Annotated in this window: 23 protein-coding genes; 5 read left to right on the top strand and 18 right to left on the bottom strand. The window is 69.0% G+C overall.

Features of this window, described 5'->3' with window-relative positions; translation table 11 throughout:
- The first annotated feature begins 51 nt into the window (after positions 1–51).
- From ACOCMH_RS17605 to ACOCMH_RS17585, 5 genes are all read left to right on the top strand, one after another.
- A complete protein-coding gene (locus ACOCMH_RS17605) occupies positions 52–1,137 on the top strand; it encodes a CobW family GTP-binding protein (RefSeq protein WP_427312299.1) in 1,086 nt (361 codons plus the stop codon).
- 610 nt (positions 1,138–1,747) lie between these two features.
- Positions 1,748–2,167 (top strand): RNA polymerase-binding protein DksA, encoded by a 420-nt coding sequence (gene dksA, locus ACOCMH_RS17600; protein WP_010813282.1) that lies wholly within the window; start codon positions 1,748–1,750, stop codon positions 2,165–2,167.
- A 253-nt stretch (positions 2,168–2,420) separates the two neighbouring features.
- The gene (locus tag ACOCMH_RS17595; protein ID WP_427312298.1) at positions 2,421–3,704 is read left to right on the top strand and encodes a GTP-binding protein; all 1,284 of its coding nucleotides are present in this window, start codon (positions 2,421–2,423) and stop codon (positions 3,702–3,704) included.
- Complete coding sequence (locus ACOCMH_RS17590) at positions 3,694–4,095, top strand: hypothetical protein (protein ID WP_427312297.1); 402 nt, start codon at positions 3,694–3,696, stop codon at positions 4,093–4,095. Before ACOCMH_RS17595 ends, ACOCMH_RS17590 begins: the two co-directional genes overlap by 11 nt.
- Positions 4,096–4,254: 159 nt before the next feature.
- A complete protein-coding gene (locus ACOCMH_RS17585) occupies positions 4,255–6,441 on the top strand; it encodes a TonB-dependent receptor (RefSeq protein WP_427312296.1) in 2,187 nt (728 codons plus the stop codon).
- Positions 6,442–6,549: 108 nt separating this feature from the next.
- On the opposite strand, the gene ACOCMH_RS17580 is transcribed toward ACOCMH_RS17585, so the two are convergent.
- From ACOCMH_RS17580 to ACOCMH_RS17495, 18 genes are all read right to left on the bottom strand, one after another.
- Positions 6,550–7,479, bottom strand: coding sequence for an MBL fold metallo-hydrolase (locus ACOCMH_RS17580; protein WP_427312295.1), 930 nt, complete (start codon positions 7,477–7,479; stop codon positions 6,550–6,552).
- Positions 7,476–7,733 carry a DUF1289 domain-containing protein gene (locus ACOCMH_RS17575; protein WP_427312294.1) on the bottom strand — a complete coding sequence of 86 codons (258 nt, stop codon included), beginning with the start codon at positions 7,731–7,733 and terminating at the stop codon, positions 7,476–7,478. The genes ACOCMH_RS17580 and ACOCMH_RS17575 overlap by 4 nt, the downstream gene beginning before the upstream one ends.
- A 27-nt stretch (positions 7,734–7,760) precedes the next feature.
- Positions 7,761–8,189 (bottom strand): thioesterase family protein, encoded by a 429-nt coding sequence (locus ACOCMH_RS17570; protein WP_427312293.1) that lies wholly within the window; start codon positions 8,187–8,189, stop codon positions 7,761–7,763.
- On the bottom strand, positions 8,186–8,698 hold the full coding sequence (locus ACOCMH_RS17565; RefSeq protein ID WP_427312292.1) for a YbaK/EbsC family protein: 513 nt from the start codon (positions 8,696–8,698) through the stop codon (positions 8,186–8,188). The genes ACOCMH_RS17570 and ACOCMH_RS17565 overlap by 4 nt, the downstream gene beginning before the upstream one ends.
- A gap of 25 nt (positions 8,699–8,723) precedes the next feature.
- Positions 8,724–9,659, bottom strand: coding sequence for a hydroxymethylglutaryl-CoA lyase (locus ACOCMH_RS17560; RefSeq protein ID WP_427312291.1), 936 nt, complete (start codon positions 9,657–9,659; stop codon positions 8,724–8,726).
- A 49-nt stretch (positions 9,660–9,708) separates the two neighbouring features.
- Entirely contained in the window at positions 9,709–10,650 is a 942-nt protein-coding gene (locus ACOCMH_RS17555; protein ID WP_427312290.1) for a 2-hydroxyacid dehydrogenase, read from the bottom strand.
- A 129-nt stretch (positions 10,651–10,779) separates the two neighbouring features.
- Positions 10,780–12,810, bottom strand: a complete 2,031-nt coding sequence (locus ACOCMH_RS17550) for an acetyl/propionyl/methylcrotonyl-CoA carboxylase subunit alpha (RefSeq protein ID WP_427312289.1) — start codon at positions 12,808–12,810, stop codon at positions 10,780–10,782.
- Between the two features lie 71 nt (positions 12,811–12,881).
- Entirely contained in the window at positions 12,882–13,904 is a 1,023-nt protein-coding gene (bioB, locus tag ACOCMH_RS17545) for a biotin synthase BioB (RefSeq protein WP_427312288.1), read from the bottom strand.
- 19 nt (positions 13,905–13,923) lie between these two features.
- A complete protein-coding gene (bioD, locus tag ACOCMH_RS17540) occupies positions 13,924–14,661 on the bottom strand; it encodes a dethiobiotin synthase (protein ID WP_427312287.1) in 738 nt (245 codons plus the stop codon).
- Entirely contained in the window at positions 14,658–15,872 is a 1,215-nt protein-coding gene (bioF, locus tag ACOCMH_RS17535) for an 8-amino-7-oxononanoate synthase (RefSeq protein ID WP_427312286.1), read from the bottom strand. The genes bioD and bioF overlap by 4 nt, the downstream gene beginning before the upstream one ends.
- A complete protein-coding gene (gene bioA, locus ACOCMH_RS17530) occupies positions 15,862–17,280 on the bottom strand; it encodes an adenosylmethionine--8-amino-7-oxononanoate transaminase (protein ID WP_427312285.1) in 1,419 nt (472 codons plus the stop codon). Before bioA ends, bioF begins: the two co-directional genes overlap by 11 nt.
- 320 nt (positions 17,281–17,600) lie before the next feature.
- On the bottom strand, positions 17,601–18,389 hold the full coding sequence (locus tag ACOCMH_RS17525; RefSeq protein ID WP_427312284.1) for an enoyl-CoA hydratase/isomerase family protein: 789 nt from the start codon (positions 18,387–18,389) through the stop codon (positions 17,601–17,603).
- Positions 18,390–18,429: 40 nt separating this feature from the next.
- Positions 18,430–19,326: a dienelactone hydrolase family protein gene (locus tag ACOCMH_RS17520; RefSeq protein WP_427312283.1), complete on the bottom strand. Its 897-nt coding sequence runs from the start codon at positions 19,324–19,326 to the stop codon at positions 18,430–18,432.
- A 31-nt stretch (positions 19,327–19,357) separates the two neighbouring features.
- Positions 19,358–20,965 (bottom strand): carboxyl transferase domain-containing protein, encoded by a 1,608-nt coding sequence (locus ACOCMH_RS17515; RefSeq protein WP_427312282.1) that lies wholly within the window; start codon positions 20,963–20,965, stop codon positions 19,358–19,360.
- Between the two features lie 64 nt (positions 20,966–21,029).
- Complete coding sequence (locus tag ACOCMH_RS17510) at positions 21,030–21,737, bottom strand: glutathione S-transferase family protein (RefSeq protein ID WP_427312281.1); 708 nt, start codon at positions 21,735–21,737, stop codon at positions 21,030–21,032.
- Positions 21,734–22,171, bottom strand: coding sequence for a YchJ family protein (locus tag ACOCMH_RS17505; RefSeq protein WP_427312280.1), 438 nt, complete (start codon positions 22,169–22,171; stop codon positions 21,734–21,736). The genes ACOCMH_RS17510 and ACOCMH_RS17505 overlap by 4 nt, the downstream gene beginning before the upstream one ends.
- On the bottom strand, positions 22,168–22,854 hold the full coding sequence (locus ACOCMH_RS17500) for an HAD family hydrolase (protein WP_427312279.1): 687 nt from the start codon (positions 22,852–22,854) through the stop codon (positions 22,168–22,170). Before ACOCMH_RS17500 ends, ACOCMH_RS17505 begins: the two co-directional genes overlap by 4 nt.
- Positions 22,851–23,507 (bottom strand): 2-hydroxychromene-2-carboxylate isomerase, encoded by a 657-nt coding sequence (locus tag ACOCMH_RS17495; protein WP_427312278.1) that lies wholly within the window; start codon positions 23,505–23,507, stop codon positions 22,851–22,853. The genes ACOCMH_RS17500 and ACOCMH_RS17495 overlap by 4 nt, the downstream gene beginning before the upstream one ends.
- Positions 23,508–23,510: the final 3 nt, after the last annotated feature.

The raw sequence follows: 23,510 nt of genomic DNA, 5'->3' as shown, positions 1-23,510 counted from the left end.
CAGCCCGCGGGCGGCCCCCCTGAACGCTTTCTCTCATCCCGGAGAACAACAATGTCCAAACTGATTCCGGTCACGATCCTGACTGGCTTCCTCGGCAGCGGCAAGACCACCCTGCTCAAGCGCATCCTGAACGAGCAGCACGGCATGAAGATCGCCGTGATCGAGAACGAGTTCGGTGAAGAGAACATCGACAACGAGATCCTGGTGCAGGATGGCCGCGAGCAGATCGTGCAGATGAGCAACGGCTGCATCTGCTGCACCATCCGCGGCGACCTGGTGCAGGCGCTGTCGACGCTGCTGACGCGCCGCGACGCCGGCGAAATCGAATTCGACCGCGTGGTGATCGAAACCACCGGCGTGGCCAACCCGGGCCCGGTGGCGCAGACCTTCTTCATGGACGAGGAAATCGCCGCGCGCTACCTGCTCGACGCGGTGATCACGCTGGTCGACGCCAAGCACGCCCACCTGCAGTTGGACCAGCAGGAAGAGGCGCAGCGCCAGGTCGGTTTTGCCGACGCCATCTTCATCACCAAGTCCGACCTGGTGAGCGAAGCCGACGTGGCCGAGCTGCGCCACCGGCTGCTGCACATGAACCCGCGCGCGCCGATCCGCCTGGTCAATTTCGGCGAGGCGCCGATCGATACCATCTTCGACCTGCGCGGCTTCAACCTGAACGCCAAGCTCGAGATCGACCCCGACTTCCTGCGCGCCGAGGACCACGACCACGATCACGATCACGAACACGGCGACCATTGCGATGCCGACTGCGGGCATGATCACGGCGACGACCATGGGCACGGCCATGGCCATGCGCACGACCACCATCACCACCATCACCACACCGACCGCATCGCGTCGTTCGTCTTCCGCAGCGACAAGCCCTTCCACTACGGCAAGCTGGAAGAATTCCTGTCCGGCATCCTCGCGGTCTACGGCGAAAAACTGTTGCGCTACAAGGGCGTACTATATATGGAGGGGGTGGACCGCAAGGTGGTGTTCCAGGGCGTTCACCAGCTGATGGGCAGCGACATCGGTGCCGAGTGGGAAGACGAGACCCCGGGCACGCGCATGGTGTTCATCGGCGTGGACCTGCCCCGCGACGCCATCCTCAAGGGCCTGGAGAACTGCCTGGCCTGAGTGCGCCTGCCGCCCCATGGGCGGCACCCCGCCGGACACCGCCTTGCGGCTGCCCCCCGTTCGGGGTACCGGGGAAATACCGAAGCGCCAGCCGGTTTTCCCCATATCTCCGAAAAATTTGTTCAAGTACAATAGGCCGGATTTGATACCGGTGGCGCACCTTTTTCCCGCCGCCGGTGTCCGGTCCACCGCTTGCCGGTGGACTTGCAGGGCGGCGGTTGTCGTCAGCATGAGGCAGGCCGCCGGCAGGTGCGGTCGCAGTGCTTCGTGCGGAGACCGCCTGTTCCGCTTGGGGTACCCCGACGCGCGCCGTCACTGACTGACGCGAGAGAGAGGTGTCCCCATGACAGCCGCAACGAAGACCAAAGAAAGCCGCAGCAAGACTGGTAGTGCCGCGGCAGAGACGCTCAAGGCGCAGCCTGTGAAGGCCGCGCCCGCTCCCCGCGGCAGTACGGCGAACGCCGAAGCGGGCGCAAGGAAGGGAGGCCCGCGAAGCAGCAAGACTGCAGCCAGCCAGAGTGAAACAACCGTGGCGCGCAAGCGCGCGGACAGCGCACCCGCGCGGACTGAGACGCCGCCGGCCGCATCAACAAGAGAATCAGCAGCAACCATGAGCAGCAACAAACTTCTGACTGAAGCTGAAATCCTGAAGATGAGCGACAAGGATTACATGAACGAAGCGCAGCTCGCCTTCTTCAAGCACCGCCTTGAGCAGCTGCGCGACGAAATCCTGAAGAACGCTGACCAGACCACGGAACACCTGCGCGAAACCGTGATCGTGCCGGATCCGGCCGACCGTGCCACCATCGAGGAAGAACATGCGCTGGAGCTGCGCACGCGCGACCGCGAGCGCAAGCTGCTGAAGAAGGTCGAACAATCGCTGCAGCGCATCGAGTCCGGCGACTACGGCTGGTGCGAGGAAACCGGCGAGCCGATCGGCGTGCCGCGCCTGCTGGCGCGCCCCACCGCCACGCTGTCGCTGGAAGCGCAGCAACGCCGCGAACTGCGCCAGAAGCTGTTCGGCGACTGAAGCCCGGCGCGCCGGCCAGGCCGGCGCAGCAGGCGTGACGTGACGGCCCGGGTACCCGGGCCGTTTGTTTTTCTGCCGAGCCAGGTTGCGCCAGGCCGCATCCGGCTTTGTCGTGCCAGGGCCACGGCCTACCATTCAGAATCATCCGGCTGTTGCCGCCGCGGCCTTTCTGGTAAATTCGCAACCTTGTTGCAACAGCGCGCCGCGGCCTTCGCGCGCTGCGTTGCCCGTCGTCATTTTCCCCTCTGCTGCCATGGCTGATCGCCTGCCCGTCACGGTGCTATCCGGTTTTCCCGGCGCCGGCAAGACCACGCTGCTGAACCACCTGCTCGCGCACGGCGCGGGCGGGCGTGTCGGCGTGCTGGTCTGCGGCGCGCAAGACGGCCAAGCGCTGGCGCCGCTGCCGCCCGGCTGCGAGGCCACGGTGCTGCCGTCGGGCGAGCCGCTGCTTGCCGAAGCCGCCCGGCTGGCCGCCGAGGGACGCTTCGACGCGCTGCTGGTGGAGGCCGACGGCCTCGACGAGCCGCTGGCCATTGCCGAAGGCTTCCTGTTCGAGGCCGAGCATGGCGCCGGGCCTGAGGCGGCCTTGCAGCCTGACACGCTGGTCACCGTGGTCGATGCCGCCACCGTGCTGCGCGACCTCAATGAAGCCGAGTTCCTCGCCGACCGCGGTCTGGCGCAGGGCCAGGACGACGACCGCACCGTGGCCGAAGTGCTGGTCGCGCAGATCGAGGGCTGCGACGTGATCGTGCTGAACAAGGCTGACCTCGTCGGCGCCGCCGAGCTGGCGCGGCTGCACGCGGCGCTGCAGGCCCTGAACCCGCGCGCCGACATCGTCGAAGCCAGCTTCGGCAAGGCGCCGCCCGAGCGCGTGCAGGGCACCGGCCGTTTCGATTTTGAAGCCGCCGCGGAGGGCCCTGGCTGGCTTGCCGCGCTGCGCGGCGAAGCACCCGCGGCGGACGCCGCCAGCGGCGTCTCCACGCTGGTCTACCGCCGCCGCCGCCCGTTCCACCCGCAACGCTTCGCCGACCTGATCCATACCGAATGGCTGCGCGAGCACGGCAGCGTGCTGCGCTCCAAGGGCCTGTTCTGGCTGGCGAGCCGCATGGATACCGCCGGCGACTGGAACCAGTCCGGCGGCGTGTGCCGCCATGGCGGCGCTGGCGCGTGGTGGGCTGCGCTCGATCCGGCGGAATGGCCGGCAGACACCACCGAGCGCGCCGAGGTGGAAGCCGACATGCACGACCAAGGCGTGCCGGCGCCGTTCGGCGACCGCCGCCAGGAACTGGTGCTGATTGGCCTGGACCTGGACCATGCCACGCTGCAGGCCCGGCTCGACGCCTGCCTGCTGAGCGATGCCGAGATGGCCGCCGGGGCGCAAGCCTGGGCCGCCTGTCCGGACCCTTTCCCGGCCTGGGTCGATGATTTCGACGACGATCACGATCACGACCATGGCCACGGCCATGACGGTGACTGCGGCTGCGGCGATCCCGGCCACGACCACGGCAACCATGGCGGCCATCCCCATGCGCACTGACTGGTTCGCCCGCCTGCGCGCGCACGGCCCGGGCCTCTGGCCCGCGCTGTGGCTGGCGCTGTGCCTGCTGCTGGCGCAGCATGCCGGGCTGACCCACCGCATCGTCCATGGCGGCCTGCTCGCCCCGGCCGGCACACTGGCGGCTGCCAGTGCTGCGGCAGCGTCCGATGGCGACCTGCATCCCCTGGCGCAGGCCCTCACCGGGCACTCGTGCGTGCTGTTCGATGGCGCCACCGTCGCCGACACGCATTGCGGCAAGCTGCCGCCGCTGCAGCTTGCCTTCGGCAAACCGGTCAAGCCGGCCAGCCTGGCCTGGCGCTGGCCCGACCTGCCATCCGCCCACCCCTTCCAATCGCGCGCCCCGCCGGTGCCGGCCATCGCCCTCGCCTGATCCGGGACGCGGCCATCGCCGCGCACCCGCCGTCTTACGCATTCCGAGCTGAACACGCGCCCTGCCGGCCGCGCTCGCCACGCCTGTCGCAGGCGTGCGGCGCCGCGCCAGCGCCGCCGTGCCGGCCGGGCCGATCGCCACTGCATTGCTCTGCGCGCCATGTCGAAGAACCGTTACACCACCAGCCGTTACACCAAGTCCGCCGCACCGCGCCTGACCCCGCTGGCGGCACTTGCCGCCTCCCTCACCGCCACGCTCGCTACGGCCTTCGTGGCGCCCGCCGCACTGGCACAAACCGCCACGGCGCCGGCCGCCGATGCCGCGCCCGCCACGGTCCCCGCCGGCGCCACGCTGCGCGAAGTCGTGATCACCGCCAATCCGCTGGGCAGCGACCTGAACGACATGGTGGCGCCGGTGTCGACGCTGGGCGGCGATGCGCTGGCCGTGCGCCAGGCCAGCACGCTGGGCGAAACCCTGGACAAGCTGCCCGGGGTGTCATCCACGTACTTCGGCCCCAATGCCAGCCGGCCGGTGATCCGCGGCCTGGACGGCGACCGCATCAAGGTGCTGCAGAACGGCGGCAGCACGGTCGACGCCTCCACGCTGTCCTACGATCACGCCGTGCCGGTGGACCCGCTGGTGGCCGAGCGCATCGAGGTCGTGCGCGGCCCGGCGGCACTGATGTACGGCGGCAATGCCATCGGCGGCGTGGTCAACGTGATCGACAACCGCATCCCCAAGGAGCCGATCGAAGGCATTGGCGGCGCGGTCGATGCCAGCGCCACCGCCGGCGGCGACCAGGCCCGTAACGCCAGCGCGCTGATCGAGGCTGGCAACGGCAGGTTTGCCGTCCACGCCGATGCCTTCGCGCGCAAGACCAGCGACCTGCGCATCCCCGGCTACGCGCGCAGCGACCGCCTGCGCAATGCCGAGCCGCTGCCCGAAGGCGAGGCCGAGCCCTACGGGCGCCTGCCCAATACCAGCGCCGACCAGCAGGGTGGCTCGCTGGGCGGCTCCTACACCTGGGCCGATGGCTTCCTCGGCGCCAACTACAGTGCCTATCGCAACGACTACGGCACGCCCGCCGAGGACGCGGTGCGGCTGAAGATGAAGCAGGACCGCTTCGCGCTGGAAGGCGAGGCGCGCAACCTGGCCGGCAACACCGGCGGCTGGTTCGAATCGGTCAAGGGCAAGGTCAGCTTCACCGACTACGAGCACCGCGAAATCGAAGACGGCGAAACCGGCACGATCTTCAAGAACCGCGGCTGGGATGCGCGCTTCGAGGCCAAGCACGCGAAGATCGGCAACCTGACGGGCGTGGTCGGCACGCAGTTCGGGCACACCAACTTTTCGGCGCTGGGCGAAGAGGCTTTCGTGCCCAGCACCAACACCGACAACGCCGCGCTATTCCTGTTCGAGGAACTGCCGCTGACCGCCGGCGGCGACCTAAAGCTGAATTTCGGCGGCCGGCTCGACCACAGCAGCGTCAAGGCCAGCGCCAACGGCAATGACCTCTTCGCCGACGCCAGCCGCAGCTTCAATGCCACCAGCGCCTCGGCCGGCCTGCTGTACAAGATGAACCCGGCGTGGTCACTGACCAGCAACCTGTCCTACACGGAACGCGCGCCGACCTTCTACGAGCTGTACGCCAACGGCCCCCACGTCGCCACCGGCGCCTGGGAAGTCGGCGATCCCAACGCCAGCAAGGAGCGCGCCACCTCGGTCGACCTGGGCTTGCGCTTCAAGTCGGGCGCGCACAGCGCCAGCGTGTCGGGCTACTACAGCCGCTTTGCCAACTACCTGGCGCTGAGCGCCACCGGCCGCGCGCGCGACGAGGCGGGCGACGTGGTCGCCGCGGGCAGCCCCGATGCGCTGCCCGAGTTCCAGTACCTGGGCGTACCGGCCACGCTGTACGGCTTCGAGGCGGAAGGTAAGGCGCGCCTGCTGCAGAAGATGCTGACCAGCAGCGACACGCTGGACTTCGAGGCACGCGCCGACTACGTGCGCGGCGAGAACCGCGACACCGGCGAGCCGCTGCCGCGGCTGGCGCCGCTGCGCCTGGGCGGCGCGCTGGTGTACGGCGCCGGGCCATGGGGCGCGCGCGTCGATGTCACCTACGCGGCCAAACAGACGCGCGTGCCGTCCAATGACACGCCGACCGACGCCTATACGCTGCTGAGCCTGGCGCTGACCTACAAGTTCAAGGTGGCGGGGATGCAAACCCTGGTGTACCTGCGCGGCGACAACCTGACCAACCAGGAGGCGCGCAATGCGGCGTCGATCCTGCGCGATATCGCGCCGATGGCGGGACGCAGCGTGAAGGTGGGGTTCAGGACGTCGTTCTGAATGATGCCGGGCTGGGGCGCATCAAACCCTCTAATGTCTCTTGCAGCCAACTGGGTGCTCCCTCTCCCGCTTGCGGGAGAGGGAAGCAAACCGGCAGGGCACTAACACTCAATCCCGATTCACCACCCACTCCCCCTCAACCTGCGCCGCCCCGACGCGCGCCAGCGCCGACACCGTCTGCGCGCAGAGCTGCGCCATCTCCTGCCCCGGCATAAAGCGCTCGCGCATGTGCGCCATCAACGGTGTCGCCTCCATCCACGCCGCCAATGCCGCCAGCGTCATGCGCTGCGCCTCCAGCAGCTTGAATTTCACCAGCACCTTGACCGCATGGCCGGCGTTGCGTGCCGGGTCGGCGCTGAGGTACGCGAGGCGCCCCTGTGCGCGTTCGAGCGCCGCCGCCACGTCGGTGAAGACGCGTCCATGGCCCGGTATCACCACGCGCACGTCGAGCTGCGCGATGCACGCCAGCACGGCCGCCTGCTCGGCGAAGCCGCTCTCGCCCTCCAGTTCGGGAAAGATCACGCCGAAGCCGTTCTCCCACAGCGCGTCCCCGGAAATCAGGATGCGCTCGGCTGGCGCGAACAGCATCACCGCATGCGGGTCATGCCCGGGGGCCGCCACCACCTGCCAGTCGATGCCGCCCAGGCGCAGCGTGTCGCCGTGGTTTAGCACGCTGTCGAAGGTGAAGCGGTCGCACTGCTGGCCAGTCGCCTTGTAGCTGAGCGCATCCGTATCCCACGCCGCCACGGCCGTGGCCTCGGCCGCGGGGATCGCGGTGCGCGGCTGCCAGCGCGCCTGCAGCGCGGCGTTGCCGCCGCAGTGGTCCGAATGCAGATGGGTATTGATCACGCGCGCCAGCGGCCGGCCCTGCAGCGCTGAAGCGACCAGCGCCACCGTCTGCGGCGCGTGGGTGACGTAGCCGGTGTCGACCAGCGCGGTATCGTCGCCGTCGGCGAACAGGATGTTGTTGGCCGACAGCCAGCCACGCTCGAACACGCGCAGGGTGGCCGGCAACGGCGGCACGGTGCTTTCGCTCACGACGATGTCTCCCCGCCGGCCAGCCCTGCGGCGCGCCGTGGCAGTTGCGCCCAGATGCGGCGCTTGTCTTGGTCGCCGGCCGACGACCAGCCGGCAATCTCTTCGATGGTGCGCAGGCAGCCCTCACAATAACCGCTGGACGGGTCCATGCGGCACACGTTGCGGCACGGCGACGGCACCGGGGCGGCCTTCTGCGCGGCGTCGGCCTGCGTGGCCAGCTCAGCGGCGAGCGCGGCGAGCGCTGCGGGTGTCATGGCCATGGCGTGGCGCTCGCCCGGCACTCAGCCCGCCGCGCGCGCGGCCTTGGCCGCGACTTTCTGGTTGAAGCGGCCGGCGTCGATCAGGTGGCGTTCGTGCACGCCTTCCGAGATCTTGTCCTCGCCGTCCCACGCGCTCAGCTGGAAACGCAGGCGGCGCCCTTCCACCTCGACCAGCTCGCCCTTGACCGTCACCACCATGCCCGGCGGCGTGGGGGCCAGGTGCGAGAAACTGACCAGCGTGCCGAGCGACTGCTCGCGCGGCCAGTCCAGGTGCTCGCGCAGCATCTGCAGGCAGGCGCACTCCATGATGCCGACCAGGTAGCCGGTGGCCAGCACGTCGGGCATCTCGGGGCAGCCGGGGATATCGTCGTACAGGCGCGGCACCGTGGCCTTCGGTGGCACCGTGTATTGCCAGCTGAACGCCAGGCCGGGTCGCAGGTCCGGGCTCACGCCGCGGCTCCGGGGACTGCCGTCGCGGCAACATCGGCCACTTCGGCCCCGGTCATCTGCTGCAGCTGGTGCGGCGTCAGGTTGAACACCGCATGCGGATGGCCGGCCGCGGCCCACAGGCTTTCATACCGGAACAGGTCCTGGTCCAGCAGCATTACCGGCGCCACCGCATGGCCGATGGGGCAGACCCCGCCGATGGCATAGCCGGTCTTCTCGCGCACGAAGCGCGCGTCGGCCTTGCCCAGCGCACCCACACGCGCGGCCACCTTGGCTTCGTCGACGCGGTTGCTGCCGCTGGCGATCACCAGCACCGGCGCATCGTCGGCGACGCGGCGAAAGATGATGGACTTGGCGATCTCCGCCACGCTGCAGCCGAGTCCCGCCGCGGCCTCGGCCGAGGTCTTGCCGGTGGCGGGCAGCATCACCACGGGCCGGTCGTGGCCGAGCCCGGCGAGCAGGCCCGCCACGCGCTGCGCGGACTCGGGCAGCGCTTCGTGATTCACCGTCATGCGTTCTCCCGTTTGCGCCACGCGCTTACACGCAGGCCGGGGCCGCGTCGCTGGCGGCGGCCCATTTGGTCAGCAGGGCGCGGCCCACGCGCGAACTGTTGGCACGGCCGATCGCCTGCGAGATGTAGTCGCCGGTGCGGACCACCGCTTCCAGGTCGATGCCGGTGTGGATGCCCATGCCGTGCAGCATGTAGAGCACGTCTTCGGTGGCGACGTTGCCGGTGGCGCCCTTGGCATAGGGGCAGCCGCCCAGCCCGGCCACCGACGCATGGAAGATCGCGACGCCCACTTCCAGGCTGGCCAGGATGTTGGACAGCGCCTGGCCGTAGGTATCGTGAAAGTGGCCGGACAGCCGGTCCAGCGCAAACTCCGCCGCCGCGGCGCGCATCACTTCCTGCACGCGCACCGGCGTGCCCACGCCGATGGTGTCGGCGATGTCGATTTCATCGCAGCCCAGCTCGCGCATGCGCCGCACCACGTCGACCACCGCGCTGACCGGCACTTCGCCCTGGTACGGGCAGCCGAGCGCGCACGAGATGCTGCCGCGCAGGCGCACGCCCTGCTCCTTCGCCGCGGCCGCCACCGGCGCAAAGCGCGCGATCGACTCGGCGATCGAGCAATTGATGTTCTTCTGCGAGAACGCCTCGCTGGCCGCGCCGAAGATCACCACCTCGTCGGCACCGGCGGCGATCGCGCCCTCGAAGCCCTTCAGGTTCGGCGTCAGCGCCGAATACAGCGTGCCCGCGCGGCGCTGGATCCGTGCCATCACGTCGGCGCCGTCGGCCATCTGCGGCACCCATTTGGGCGAGACGAACGACGCGGCCTCGATATTGACGAAGCCGGCGTCGGTAAGCTGGTTGATCAGCGCGACCTTCACGTCGGTCGGCACCATCGCCTTTTCGTTCTGCAGGCCGTCGCGCGGGCCCACTTCGACGATCTTCACGTAGTTAGGCATGGTCATGGCTGTCTCCTGTCGTTTATTCGGTGGGGTATGAGGGCTCGTTAGCGGGTCAATAGCCGCGCTGCAGGTCGACCACGCCCGCGATCGGCTGGCCCGCGCGCAGCGCGCGGATCTTGCCCGCGATCTGCGCGATGCTGTCCTCGCGCAACGTCAGCGCCGAGATATGCGGCGTAATGGTGATGCGCGGCTCCTGCCAGAACGGGTGTTCGGCGGGCAGCGGCTCGGTGCGGAACACGTCCAGCGTGGCGCCTGCGATCTGGCCGGCCTGCACCGCCGCGAGCAGGTCGGCTTCGACCAGGTGCTGGCCGCGCGCGACATTGATCACGTAGGCGCCCTGCGCCAGCTTGCCGAACAGTTCGCCGTTCAAAATGTTATCGGTCTGCGGGGTCAGCGGCAGCACGTTGACCAGCACGCGCAAGCCGTCCAGAAACGGCGCCTGGCCGGCATCGCCATAGAAGCCGCTCACCCCTTCGATCGCTCGCGCGCTGCGGCTCCAGCCCCGTACCGGAAAGCCGAACCCCGCCAGCGTGCGGGCGATATGCGCGCCAAGCGTACCCACGCCCATCACGCCGATGGTGAAGTCGGCGCGGCGATGCGGCTTGAGGAATTTCCAGTGGCCCGCGCGCTGCTGGGCCTCGTAGGCGTCGAGCTTGCGGAAATAGCGCAGCACCGCGTGGGTCACGTATTCCGCCATCTGCGCGGCCATGCCGGCGTCGTCCAGCCGCACGATCGGCACCCCCGCGGGCAGGGCATCCGGGGCCTCGTCGCGCAGGCGCAGGATGCCGTCGACCCCGGCCCCGAGATTGAAGATCGCCTTCAGCTCGGAGCGGCCGCGCAGCATCTCCACCGGCGGACGCCAGACTACGGCGTAGTCGGCCGGCTCGCCGCGGCTGTCCTCCCACGTTACGCACTGCGCTTCCGGCAGCGCCTCGGCAAAGCCGGCGATCCACGGATCGTAGCGGCCATCGGGGACGTACAACTGCAGCTTCATCTTGTCTCCAGCAGGATTTCTGGTGGGGTAAATGCGTATTCTGGCAGAGGAAGCGCGCCCGGGCTGGCGGATGCAACGGTGATCGCCCTTAACTTGCGCCCCACGCGGGCCCGCCTCAGGCTGCCAACGTCACTTGCCCTCGAATGCCAGCAGTTGCGCCCCTTCGGCCACCTGCTCGCCCACCCGGTAAAGCACCTCGCTGACCACCCCATCGCCCGGTGCGCTGATGGTGTGTTCCATCTTCATCGCCTCCATCACCAGCAGCGGGGTGCCGCGCGTGACCGCGCTGCCGGCCTCGACCATCACCGCGATGACCTTGCCCGGCATCGGCGCGGTCAGCTTGCCGCCCTCGCCTTCGGCCTCGCCGGCGTGCGCGAGCGGGTCGAGCCACGCCAGGCTCACATGGCGCCCGGCATAGAACACGTGGAAATACTCTCCGTCCACATGCACCTGCCCGCGCGCGCGCCGCGTGCCGAGGTTGATGCGGACCTCGTCTGCCTGGCAGGTAAAGGCGAACGGTGCGGCCTGGTCGGCGTAGATCAGCGTGCTGCCGCGCGCGTTGGTATCCAGCCTGGCTTCCAGCACTTGCTCGCCATAGCCGAAGCGCAGCGTGCGCGACACGCCGCCGTTCAGCCGCCATGCGCCGGCGTGGGTCCACGGCGAATGCGGGTCGGCGGCATCGATGCGGCGCTCGTTGTTGTCGCGCGCCAGCAGCGCGGCGGTCGCCAGCGCGATCAGCTCCATGCCGACCGGCGCCGGCGGCGGGAACAGGACCTGCTCGTTGCGCGCGATCAGGCCGGTGTCGAGATCGGCGGTGCGGAACGCTTCCGACTTCACCAGCCGCTGCAGGAACGCCACGTTGGTCGACAGCCCCACCACGTGGTAGGCCGCCAGCGCCTGGCGCATGCGCGCCAGCGCCTCGTCGCGGTCCTTGCCCCAGACGATCAGCTTGGCGATCATCGGGTCGTAGAACGGGCTGATGGTGTCGCCCTCGCGCACGCCGGCGTCGATGCGCACCCCGGCCGGGCCGTGTGCATCGTCGCCGCGCATGAACTGCACCGCCGGCGGCGTGCGCAGGAAGCGCAGCGTGCCGGTGGACGGCAGGAACTGCTTGTCGGGGTTCTCGGCGTAGATGCGCGCCTCCAGCGCATGGCCATCGATGCGCAGCTGCTCCTGCGTGAGCGGCAGCGGCTCGCCGGCGGCGACGCGCAGCTGCCATTCGACCAGGTCCTGGCCGGTGATCATCTCGGTGACCGGATGCTCCACCTGCAGGCGCGTGTTCATCTCCATGAAGTAGAACGAGCCGTCCTCGCCGTTGGAATAATCGGCGATGAACTCGACCGTGCCGGCGCCGACATAGCCCACGGCTTTGGCTGCGGCCACGGCCGCCTCCCCCATGGCGCGGCGGCGCTCCTCGGTCATGCCCGGCGCGGGGGCTTCCTCCAGCACCTTCTGGTGCCGGCGTTGCACCGAACAATCGCGCTCGAACAGGTAGACGCAGTTGCCGTGGGTATCGGCGAACACCTGGATCTCGATATGGCGCGGGCGCGTCAGGTACTTCTCGACCAGCACCTTGTCGTCGCCGAAGCTGGCCGACGCCTCGCGCTTGACCGACGCCAGCGCGGCCTCGAAGCCGTCGCCCGACTCGACCACGCGCATGCCCTTGCCGCCGCCGCCGGCGCTGGCCTTGAGCAGCACCGGGTAGCCGATGCGGTCGGCCTCGCGGCGCAGCAGCGCCGGGTCCTGGTCTTCGCCGTGGTAGCCGGGCACCAGCGGCACCGCGGCCTTTTCCATCAATTGCTTGGCCGCGCTCTTGCTGCCCATCGCGTGGATCGCCGACGCCGGCGGGCCGATGAAGACCAGCCCGGCGGCGGCGCAGGCCTCAGCGAAGGCTTCGTTCTCGGACAGGAAGCCGTAGCCCGGGTGGATCGCCTGGGCACCGGCCTCCTTCGCCATCTCGATGATATGGTCGGCGCGCAGGTAGCTGTCGCGCGCGGCGGCGCCGCCGATATGCACGGCCTCGTCGCAGAAGGCGACATGGCGCGCCTCGGCGTCCGCATCGGAATACACCGCGACGGTGCGGATGCCCAGCCGGCGGCAGGTGGCGGCCACGCGGCAGGCGATTTCACCGCGGTTGGCGATCAGGATCTTGTTGAACATGCCCCCTCCTCGTTATCCCATGGATGGGATCTTACGGCGGCGAGCCGTCCAGCGGGCACTTTCCTACCGCGTCATCCCGCGTAGCCCTCCGCGCGGATGTCGAGGCGGGCCAGCAGGGCGCGATCGCGGTCGGCCTGCGGGTTGCCGGTGGTCAGCAGCTTGTCGCCGTAGAAAATGGAATTGGCGCCGGCCATGAAGCACAGCGCCTGCAATGCTTCGTCCATGGCCTCGCGGCCGGCGGACAGGCGCACCATCGCTTGCGGCATGGTGATGCGCGCCACGGCAATGGTGCGGACGAACTCGAACGGGTCCAGCGCCTCGGTGCCGGCCAGCGGCGTGCCCTCGACCTGCACCAGGTTGTTGATCGGCACCGACTCCGGATACGGGTCCATATTGGCCAGCTGGGCGATCAGGCCGGCGCGCGCCTCGCGCGATTCGCCCATGCCGACGATGCCGCCGCAGCAGACGTTGATGCCGGCGTCGCGCACATGGCCGATGGTGTCGAGCCGGTCCTGGTAGGTGCGCGTGGTGATGATCTTGCCGTAGAACTCGGGCGAGGTATCGAGGTTGTGGTTGTAGTAGTCCAGGCCCGCGTCCTTGAGCTGCTGCGCCTGCTCGGCCTTGAGCATGCCCAGCGTGACGCAGGTCTCCAGGCCCATCGCCTTGACTTCGCGCACCATGTCCATCACCGGCTCCAGGTGGCGGTCCTTGGGGCTGCGCCAGGCGGCGCCCATGCAGAAGCGCGTGGCGCCATTGGCCTTGGCCGCGCGCGCGGCGTCGAGCACTTCGTCCAGCGCCATCAGCTTCTCGGCCTTTACGCCGGCATCGTGGTGCGCGCTTTGCGGGCAGTAGCCGCAATCCTCTTCGCAGCCGCCGGTCTTGATCGACAGCAGCGTCGACAGCTGCACGGTGTTGGCGTCGAAATGCTCGCGATGCACCTGCTGGGCGCGGAACAGCAGGTCGTTGAACGGCAGCGCGAACAGCGCGGCGACGTCGTCGACGCGCCATTTGGCATCGTCGGGCAAGGCAGGCTGGCGCGCGGTCTGGCGCAGCGATTCGGCGGAAATGGTGGTAACGGTGTGGGCTTGGGTCATGGTCAGTCGAATTCTGTTTTCAGGCGGCGAGGCCTGCGGCCTCGGTCTGGTAGCGGGTGGCGGCGGCCAGCAGCGGCGCCAGGTCGATACGGTCCGCGGCGTCGGCGGGTGCCAGTTGCCAGGGCAGCTCGCCGAGGCAAGGCGCGTCCAGCGACGCATGCAGCGTGGCGATGTTCCCGTCGGCCAGCAGCATGTCCGGATCGACCCGGTTGGCGATCCAGCCGGCCAGCGGCAGGCCGCGCGCGCGGATGGCCTCGGCGCTCAGCACGGCGTGGTTCAGGCAGCCGAGCCGGATGCCCACCACCAGCACCACCGGCACGCTCAGCATCACCGCGAGGTCGGCGGTGTTCCAGCGCACCGCGCCGGCGTCGAGGGGCACGTTAAAGCCCCCCACGCCCTCCACCACCACGGCATCGGCCTGGCGGCGCAGCGCATCGAAGGCGGCACGGATCGGCGCGCGCGTGATGCGTACGCCTTCCTGCGCGGCGGCCAGGTGCGGCGAGCACGGCGTGCGCAGCAGGAACGGACAGGTCTGGCCGAGCGGCACCGTGACCGAGCTGGCGGCGCGCAACTGCGCCACGTCGTCATTGTGCCAATGGCCGTCGCGCCATTCGCTGCCGCTGGCGACAGGCTTCATGCCCGCGGTTTGGTAGCCGGCGCCGTGGAGCGCATGCAGCAGCGCGGCGCTGGCGTGGGTCTTGCCGATGCCGGTATCGGTGCCCGTCACAAAGCAGGCAAAGGGCGTCCGGGTGCTCATGCGGCCTCCCGCTGCGCCACCGCGGCGCTCAGCGCATCAAGCAGGCGCCGCACGTCGGCTTCGGTGTGCGATGCCGACAGCGTGATGCGCAGCCGCGCGGTGCCCTCGGGCACGGTCGGCGGACGGATCGCGCCAACGCGGATGCCGTCGGCCTCCAGCATGGCCGACAGCGCCAGAGACGCGCCGTTGTCGCCGACGATCAGCGGCTGGACCGCGGTCTGGCTGTCGCCCAGGGTCCAGCCTGCGATCGCGGCGACCTGGGCCAGGCCCTCGCGCAGCATGGCGATGCAGCGCGCCAGTTGCGCACGGCGTTGCCGGCCCTCCTCGCCTTCGATGATGGCCAGGCTGGCCAGCAGCGCGTGTGCGACCGCGGGCGGCGCGGCCGTGGTGTAGATATACGGCCGCGCAGTGTTGACCAGGTGCTCGATGATGGTCTCGTGCGCGGCGACGAAGGCGCCCGCCACGCCGGCGGCCTTGCCAAGCGTGCCGATATAGATGAAGCGTTCGGACGACAGGCCCAGCGCTTCCAGCACGCCATGGCCGTGTTCGCCGAGCACGCCGAAGCCATGGGCATCGTCGACGATGATCCAGGCGTCATGACGCTCGGCCAGCGCCAGCAGCGCGCGCAGCGGCGCGACATTGCCGTCCATGCTGAACACGCTGTCGGTAACGATCAGCTTGCGCTGGCTGGTGCTGGCCGCGAGCAGCGCTTCCAGCGCATCGGTGTCGCAATGCGGGTAGCGCTGCACGTCGGCGCGCGCCAGCCGTGCGCCGTCGATCAGCGAGGCATGATTGAGCGATTCGCAGAACAGCGTCGTCCCGGCCGTGCCCAGTGCGGTCAGCACCGCCATATTGGCCATGTAGCCGGTGCAGAAGTACAGCGTGCGCGCCTGCGCGATGTGCGGCGCAAACCAGCGTGCCAGCTCGGTCTCCAGCTGCGCGTGCGCGCGCGAATGGCCGCTGACCAGGTGCGAGGCGCCGCTGCCGGCGCCATAGCGCTGCGCGCCTTCCACCAGCGCGGCGATCACTTGCGGGTGGTTGGCCAGTCCCAGGTAGTCGTTGCTGCAGAAGGTCAGCAGCGATTCCGCCTCGGCCCCGTCCTCGCCCACGGCCTGGTGCGGCGCGCATGCGGTGTGCGCGATGCGGCGGCGGCGCGTAAGGGCCTGGGCGTGGCGCTGTTCCGCGGCCTGCTTCAGTTGTTCAAGCAGCATGGCGCACCTCCTGGTCCGCGGCCACGGTCACGTGCGCGGTCACATCGTCGAGCGTGGCCAGCAGCTGTTCGCCCAGCCAGCGCGCCTGCGTGGCGTCGAACACGTACGGCGGCATCACGTAGAGCGTATGGCCGATCGGGCGCACCAGCAGCTCGCGCGCGCGCGCGGCATGGTGGAAGCGCGCGGCAAAGTCGGCACCGGCCACCTCGTCGCGCACGTCGGCGGCCCAGATCAGGCCACGCTGGCGCACGTGCCGCACGCGCGCGTCGGCAGCCAGCGCGGCCATGCCGTCGGCCAGCCATTGCGCGCGCTCGCGGTTGCGCGCCAGCACCTGGTCCTGCGCGAACAGGTCCAGCGTGGCCAGGGCCGCGCGGCAGGCGAGCGGGTTGCCGGTGTACGAATGCGAATGCAGGAAGCTGCGCGCCAGGTCGTCGGCGACGAAGGCGCGCTGGATTTCGGGGCGCGACAGCACCAGCGACAGCGGCAGGTAGCCGCCGCTGATGCCCTTGGACAGGCACAGGAAGTCAGGCCAGGCATGCGCGGGCAGCGGCGCCTCGGTGCCGCGCGACTGTTCCCACGCGAAGAAGGTGCCGGTGCGTCCGCAGCCCACCGCGATCTCGTCGGCGATCAGGTGGACCCGGTAGCGGTCGCACAACGCGCGCACGCCGTCGAGGTAGGACGGGTCATGCATCGCCATGCCGGCGGCGCCCTGCACCAACGGCTCGACGATCAGCGCGGCAATGGCGCCGGCGCGCTCGCGCAGCAGCGCCTCGAGCTCCGCCAGCGCGCGCGCCGCCACGTCGGCGGGCGACTCGCCGCGCCCGGCCTGTCGTGCATCGGGCGACATCACCACATGCGCGCGGCGGATCAGCGCGTCGTAGGCATCGCGGAAGATCTCCACGTCGGTCACGGCGAGCGCGCCTACGGTTTCACCGTGGTAGCCGTGGCGCAGGCAGACGAACTCGCGCTTGGCCGGCAGGCCGGTGTTGCGCCAGTAGTGGAAGCTCATCTTCAGCGCGATCTCGACCGCCGAGGCGCCGTCCGAGGCGTAGAAGACATTGCCCAGCGCGCCGCCGGTCAAGGCCGACAGGCGCTCGGCCAGCTCGACTGCCGGGGCGTGCGTGCAGCCGGCGAGCATCACGTGCTCCAGCGTCTCCAGCTGCATTGCCAGTGCCGCGTTGATGCGCGGATTGGCGTGGCCAAACAGGTTGACCCACCAGGAACTGGTGGCGTCGAAATAGCGATGGCCGTCGGCATCGTGCAGCCACGGGCCTTCGCCGCGCACGATCGCCAGCGGCAAGGCGTCGTCGTCGGGACGCAGGCGCGTGCACGGGTGCCAGACGGCAGCGCGGCTGCGCTGGCCCAGCGCCGGCGCGCCGCTGCCTGGGGAATGGGACAGGTGGTCCAAGATAGCCCTCCTTGGTTGACCGTCCGCGCGGTCGCCGCTGCCGGCAAGGCCGGGCAGTGCGACAGTGGCGGAGGGGTTGGGGAGGGTCATGTTAAGAAGGTCCGCCGCGCCTTGGCAATGAGTGCGGATTTTTACGGTTAGCGTAGCGTTGACTGGACTTGGCGAACGTTATGCGCATGAAGCCAAGGTTTTGGGGCTAGCGTGCTGCCATCTCCACGCAACACACGGCGCCTTTATTTCCTGAATCGCTTTCACATGCCGCCGTGGAGCTCCCTCTCCCGCTTGCGGGAAAAGGGACCAAACAAACGGGGATGACTTCTTCAAGCCGGCCGCCACGACGGCGTGCGCTTCTCCAGAAACGACTTCACCCCTTCGCGCCCTTCTTCCGATGCCCGGATCTTCGCGATGCGCTCCGCCGTATCCGCCAGCAGGTCGTTGTCGATGACGCGGCCGGCAATATCCTGTACCAGCCGCTTGCTCTCGCGCACGGCGTTCGGGCTGTTGCCAACCAGTGCGGCCGTCAGTTCGGCCACCTTGGCGTCCAGCGCCTCGGCAGGGACCACCGCATGCAGCAGGCCGAGCCGCAGCGCCTCGGCCGCGTCGAAGCGCTCGGCGGTGATGAAGTAGCGGCGCGCGGCCTGTTCGCCCATGGCGCGGATCACATACGGGCTGATGGTGGCGGGCAGCAGGCCCAGGCGCGCCTCGGACAGGCAGAAATGCGCATGCTCGGCGGCCACCGCGATATCGCACGCGGCCACCAGGCCCATGCCGCCGGCGTAGGTATCGCCTTGGATACGCGCAATTACCGGGCGCGGGCACGACCAGATGGTGTGCAGCATCTGCGCCAGCGTCAGCGCATCGGCGCGGTTCTGGTCGTCGGAGTAGCCCGCCATCTTCTTCATCCAGTTCAGGTCGGCGCCGGCGCAGAAGGCCGGCCCGCTGCCGGCCAGCACGATGGCGCGCACCTCGTCCATGTCGCCCAGCGCGCGGAAGGCGCCGGTCAGCTCGGCGATCACGGTCTCGTTGAAGGCGTTGCGCACGTCGGGCCGGTTCAGCGTGACGGTGGCCACGTGGTTGGCGATATTGACGTTCAGGGCTGTGAATTCCATGGTTCGCTCCGTTGGCGGATAGTGATGGTGCGGCGTGCCCTCAGCTGCCGGTATCGAATGGCAGCCCGAGCGAGCGGAAGAAGTTGCCGACTTCCGGCAGCCACACCGGGATGCCTTCGCGCGCGCTGAACAGCCGGTGCGAGTCGGCGCCGAACTCGCCCACGTCGACCAGCCGGGCTTGCGCCGCCGGGCCGGTGGCGCGCGCCTTGAAGGCGTTGAACATGCGGCCGGGCAAGGGCACCGGCCAGTAACTGTCATTCTCGCCATAGACCCACAGCGACGGGTAGCGCGCCAGGCTGCCGTAGCTGGCGAAAGCATCGACCAGGCGCGCTTCCCAGTCCGGGCAGTTCAGGTTGCGCAGCCCGCCGGCAAAGTTGACCACGCCCCGCACGCCCGGATAGGCGATGGTGCTGAACGCCATGGTGGTCAGCCCCCCATGCGACTGGCCGATCACGACGATGCGCGCCATGTCGACATAGGGCTGCGTGGCCATGTAGTCGAGCGTGGCGACGATATCGTCGGCCTGCATCATGCCGTTGGTCTCGATGTCGCAACTGCCGCCCACATAGGCGCCGCCCGAACGCGCAAAGCCCTGCCGCATCGGCAGCACCACCACGTAGCCGCGGCGCAGGAATTCCACGCTCTGCGCCGGAAAGCGCGCGCGCCCCTGCATGCCGGGCCGGCCCGGCGCCTTGCCGTGGTTGATCACCACCAGCGGGAACGGCCCGTCCCCGGCCGGCTTGAACACCGTGGCCTCCAGGTCGATGCGCGACGGGATCGCGGCCTTGGGCAGCATCACCACCTGCTCCTGGAAGCGCACGCGCGCCGCCGACTGGCCGTTGCCGTTCGACGTCTGCGCGTGCCCGCACAGCGGCGCCAGCACGGCAAACAGCGTGACCAGGGCGAGGCGGCGAAGCAGGCGGGTGGCGCTGCGCATGGCGTGCAAGGTGGTGATGGCGTGCCCGGGACTACATGCGGAACACGCCGAACTTCATCTCGTCGATCGGCGCATTGAGGCTGGCCGACAGCCCCAGCCCCAGCACCGTGCGCGTCTGCGCGGGATCGATCACGCCGTCGTCCCACACCCGCGCGCTGGCGTAGTACGGGTGGCCCTGGTGTTCGTACTGGTCGCGGATCGGTTGCTTGAAGGCGTCTTCTTCCTGCGCGCTCCACTGGCCGCCCTTGGCTTCGATGCCGTCACGGCGCACCGTCGCCAGCACGCTCGCGGCCTGCTCGCCGCCCATTACCGAGATGCGCGCGTTCGGCCACATCCACAAGAAGCGCGGCGAATATGCGCGCCCGCACATGCCGTAGTTGCCCGCGCCGAACGAGCCGCCAATGATCACCGTAAATTTGGGCACCTGCGCAGTCGCCACCGCGGTCACCATCTTGGCGCCGTTGCGCGCGATGCCTTCGTTCTCATACTTGCGCCCCACCATGAAGCCGGTGATGTTCTGCAGGAACACCAGCGGGATCTTGCGCTGGCAGCACAGCTCGATAAAGTGCGCGCCCTTGAGCGCCGACTCCGAGAACAGGATGCCGTTGTTGGCGACGATGCCCACCGGATAGCCCCAGATGCGGGCGAAGCCGCATACCAGCGTGGTGCCGTAGCGCGCCTTGAATTCGTCGAACTCGGAGCCGTCGACCAGGCGCGCGATCACCTCGCGCACGTCGTACGGCTTGCGCGTGTCGGTCGGGATCACGCCGTACAGCTCTTCCACCGGATACAGCGGCTCCACCGGCTCGTGCAGGCGGATCTGGTCCGGCTTGCGGCGGTTCAGGTGCTGCACGATATTGCGCGCCAGGCTCAGCGCGTGGTGGTCGTTCTGCGCGAAGTAGTCGGCCACGCCCGACAGGCGCGTATGCACGTCGGCGCCGCCGAGGTCTTCGGCGCTGACTTCCTCGCCGGTAGCCGCCTTCACCAGCGGCGGGCCGCCCAGGAAGATGGTGCCCTGGTTCTTGACGATGATCGATTCATCGCTCATCGCCGGCACGTAGGCGCCGCCCGCGGTGCACGAGCCCATTACCACCGCGATCTGCGGGATGCCGCGCTTGGACAGGTTGGCCTGGTTGTAGAAGATGCGGCCGAAGTGGTCACGGTCAGGAAACACCTCGTCCTGGTTGGGCAGGTTGGCGCCGCCGGAGTCGACCAGGTAGATGCACGGCAGGTGGTTCTCCTCGGCGATCTCCTGCGCGCGCACATGCTTCTTGACCGTCATCGGGTAATACGTGCCGCCCTTGACGGTGGCGTCGTTGCAGACGATCACGCATTCCTGCCCGGCCACGCGGCCGATGCCGGTGATGATGCCGGCGCCGGGTGCGGCATCGTCGTACATGTCGTACGCGGCCAGCTGCGACAACTCGAGAAACGGCGTGCCCGGGTCGAGCAGCTGCTGCACGCGCTCGCGCGGCAGCAGCTTGCCGCGCGACAGGTGCTTGGCGCGCGCATCGGCGCCGCCGCCTTCGGCCAGCTTCGCGATCTTTGCTTTCAGGTCGGCCACCAGCGCGCGCATGGCCTCGACATTGGCCTTGAAGGATTCGGAGCGGGCGTTGAGTTTGGTTTCGAGCGTGGGCATCTCGGAGTCTCTTGCTGGCAGATAGGGTTGCGTGCCGCCTGATGCCGTGCCGCCGCGGCAGGGCTCAGCCGGCGGCCTTGGGCAACGGATGCCCGGGCATCAGGTCATAGGGATGCTTCCATCCCGGCAATGCGCGCAGGCGCTCGGTCCAGGCGTGGATATGCGGATATTCCTTGCGCCAGTGCACGCCGATCTCGTCATCGAAGAAGACGTAGCCCGCCAGCGAGAAGTCGGCGATGGTGGTGCGCTCGCCCAGCACGAAGTCGCGCCCGGCCAGGTGCGCGTTGAGCACGTTCCATGCGCCTTCGCAGCGCGCGCGGAAGAATTCCAGCACGGCGGGGTCGGGGGCGCTGGCAAAGGTGCGCATGAAACGGTAGGTGGCGGTGTACGAGGTGAACTTGTGGTTGTCGAACAGCAGCCAGCGCAGCACCTCGGCGCGCTCGGCTTCATTGCGCGCGCCGAACGCATCCAGGCGCGTGGCCAGCGTCTCGAGGATGGCGCCCGACTGCGACAGCCGCTGGTCGCCGAACTCCAGCACCGGCACCTCGCCCATCACGTTGATGGCGCGGTATTCCGGGGTACGGGTCTCGCCGTTGAAGAAATCGACAAAGCGCGGCTGCCATAGTGGCTGATGTGGCTGCTGCGACTGTTGTGACTGCTGGCCCCGCTGCACGCCAACGGTCTCCAGCAGCAGCGCCACCTTGTAGGCATTGCCGGACTGGGCAAAGCAATACAGCAGGTACTCAGGCGCGGCGCGCTTGTCGATGCTCATGGGGTCTCTCCGATGATGTCGCCATCCAGATAAAGCCAGCGCGGCGCTTCGCCCGGTGCGCGCGCCTCGCGCACAAAGCGGCTGCGCTCATGCAGCCTCCACGCGCGCCCGCCCACCTTGTAGCGCGCCACGAATTCCACTTCGGCATGCGTGTCGTCCTGCTGCGCATGGGCCTTGACCGTCAGCCCCAGCCAGCGCACCGCCGTGTCCGGCACCAGGTCGGCCGGGCAGGTCGATGCATGCCAGGTTTGCCGCAGCCAGTCCATGTCGTTCAGCACATAGGCGCTGTAGCGCGAGCGCATCAGCGCCTCGGCATTGGGCGGCAGCGCCTCGCCGCGGTGAAAGCGGCCACAGCAGGCGGCGTAGTCCGCGTTGCCGCACGGGCACGGCACCGGTCCGGCCTTGGGCAGGCGGCGTGCCGCGTTGGCCGTCATGCCACCAGCTCCGGCAGCTCGCGCATATCGGTGAAGATGATGCGTGCGCCGGCCTCGCGCAGCTGCGCCGCATCATTGCGCGCGGCGTAGCCGAACACCGTCATGCCGGCGGCCACGCCCGCGGTCACGCCGGTCGGGCTGTCTTCCACCACGGCACAGCGCGCGGGTTCAACGCCCATGGTGCGCGCGGCCAGCAGGTACACGTCCGGCGCGGGCTTGCTGCGCGCCACCTCGGTCGCCGAGAAGATATGCTCGCGCTCATCCTGCTGGAACAGCTCGACCAGCCCGGTCTTGGTCAGCTGCAGCTTGACCTTGACGCGGTCCGCGCCCGAGGCCACGCACACCGGCATGCCGGTGGCGGCGACCGCGCCGATGGCCTCGCGCACATGCGCCACCGCCGCGACCTCTTGTTCCAGCACCGCGTTGCGGCGGGCCAGCCAGGTCGACAGCCAGTTCTCCGGCAGCGGCGCGCCGCGCATGCGTTCGATCATGTCCAGCTCCTCGCGCACCGCGCGGCCCAGGAACAGCCGCGTGGAGTCTTCCAGCGAGATCTCGATGCCGAGCTCGTTCAGCATCTGGTTGAGCACGCGATTGACGATCGGCTCGCTGTCGACGAGCACGCCGTCGCAATCGAAGATCACACAATCGAATCGGCCGGAATGGCCACGGTTTACTGCAGTCATGCGGGTTTCTTTTCCTTGGTATCGGGGTTGGGCACGGCCCGTAGCTCGGTCTGGCGGCGGCTCTTCAGGTGGGCCTCGACCTGGTCGAAGCGGTCGAAGCCCCAGAACGGCTCGCCGTCGATAATGACGAAGGGCGAGCCGAACACGCCCTTGGCCATCGCCACCTCGATCTCGGCCTTGAGCTGGTCCTTGATCTGGTAGCTGGTGGCGCCGGCATCCAGCGCCTGCACGTCCACGCCCAGCGGCTCGGCCAGCTTCATGATCTCGGCCGGCTCGGCGATATTGATGTCGTCGACGAACAGCGCACGGTACACCGACCGGGCGAAAGCCGCGGCCAGGTCGTCGCCGTGATGGTTCTGCAGCCACAGCATGGCGCGCGCGGCATGCGTGGTCGGCAGCGGGAAATGCGTGGGCCGCTTGTAGTCGATGCCGTGGAAGCGCGCGGTGCGTTCGAAGTCGCGCCAGGCGTAGTCGCCCTTGAGCGGCAGCTGCGGCAGCGGCGACGCGCCGGTGGTCTTGAATACCACGCCAAGCAGGATCGGATGCCAGGCAACGTTGCGCCCGTACTTCTGCGCCAGGTCGTCGATGCGGGTGCTGGCAAAGTAGCCGTACGGCGAAGAGAAATCAAAGTAGAAGTCGATCGCTGCGGTCATGTC

The sequence above is a fragment of the Cupriavidus sp. H39 genome (assembly GCF_050271075.1).
Lineage (GTDB): Bacteria > Pseudomonadota > Gammaproteobacteria > Burkholderiales > Burkholderiaceae > Cupriavidus > Cupriavidus necator_B.
Note: the sequence above shows the minus strand (reverse complement) of the source record. Positions and strands in the feature narration are given on the sequence as shown.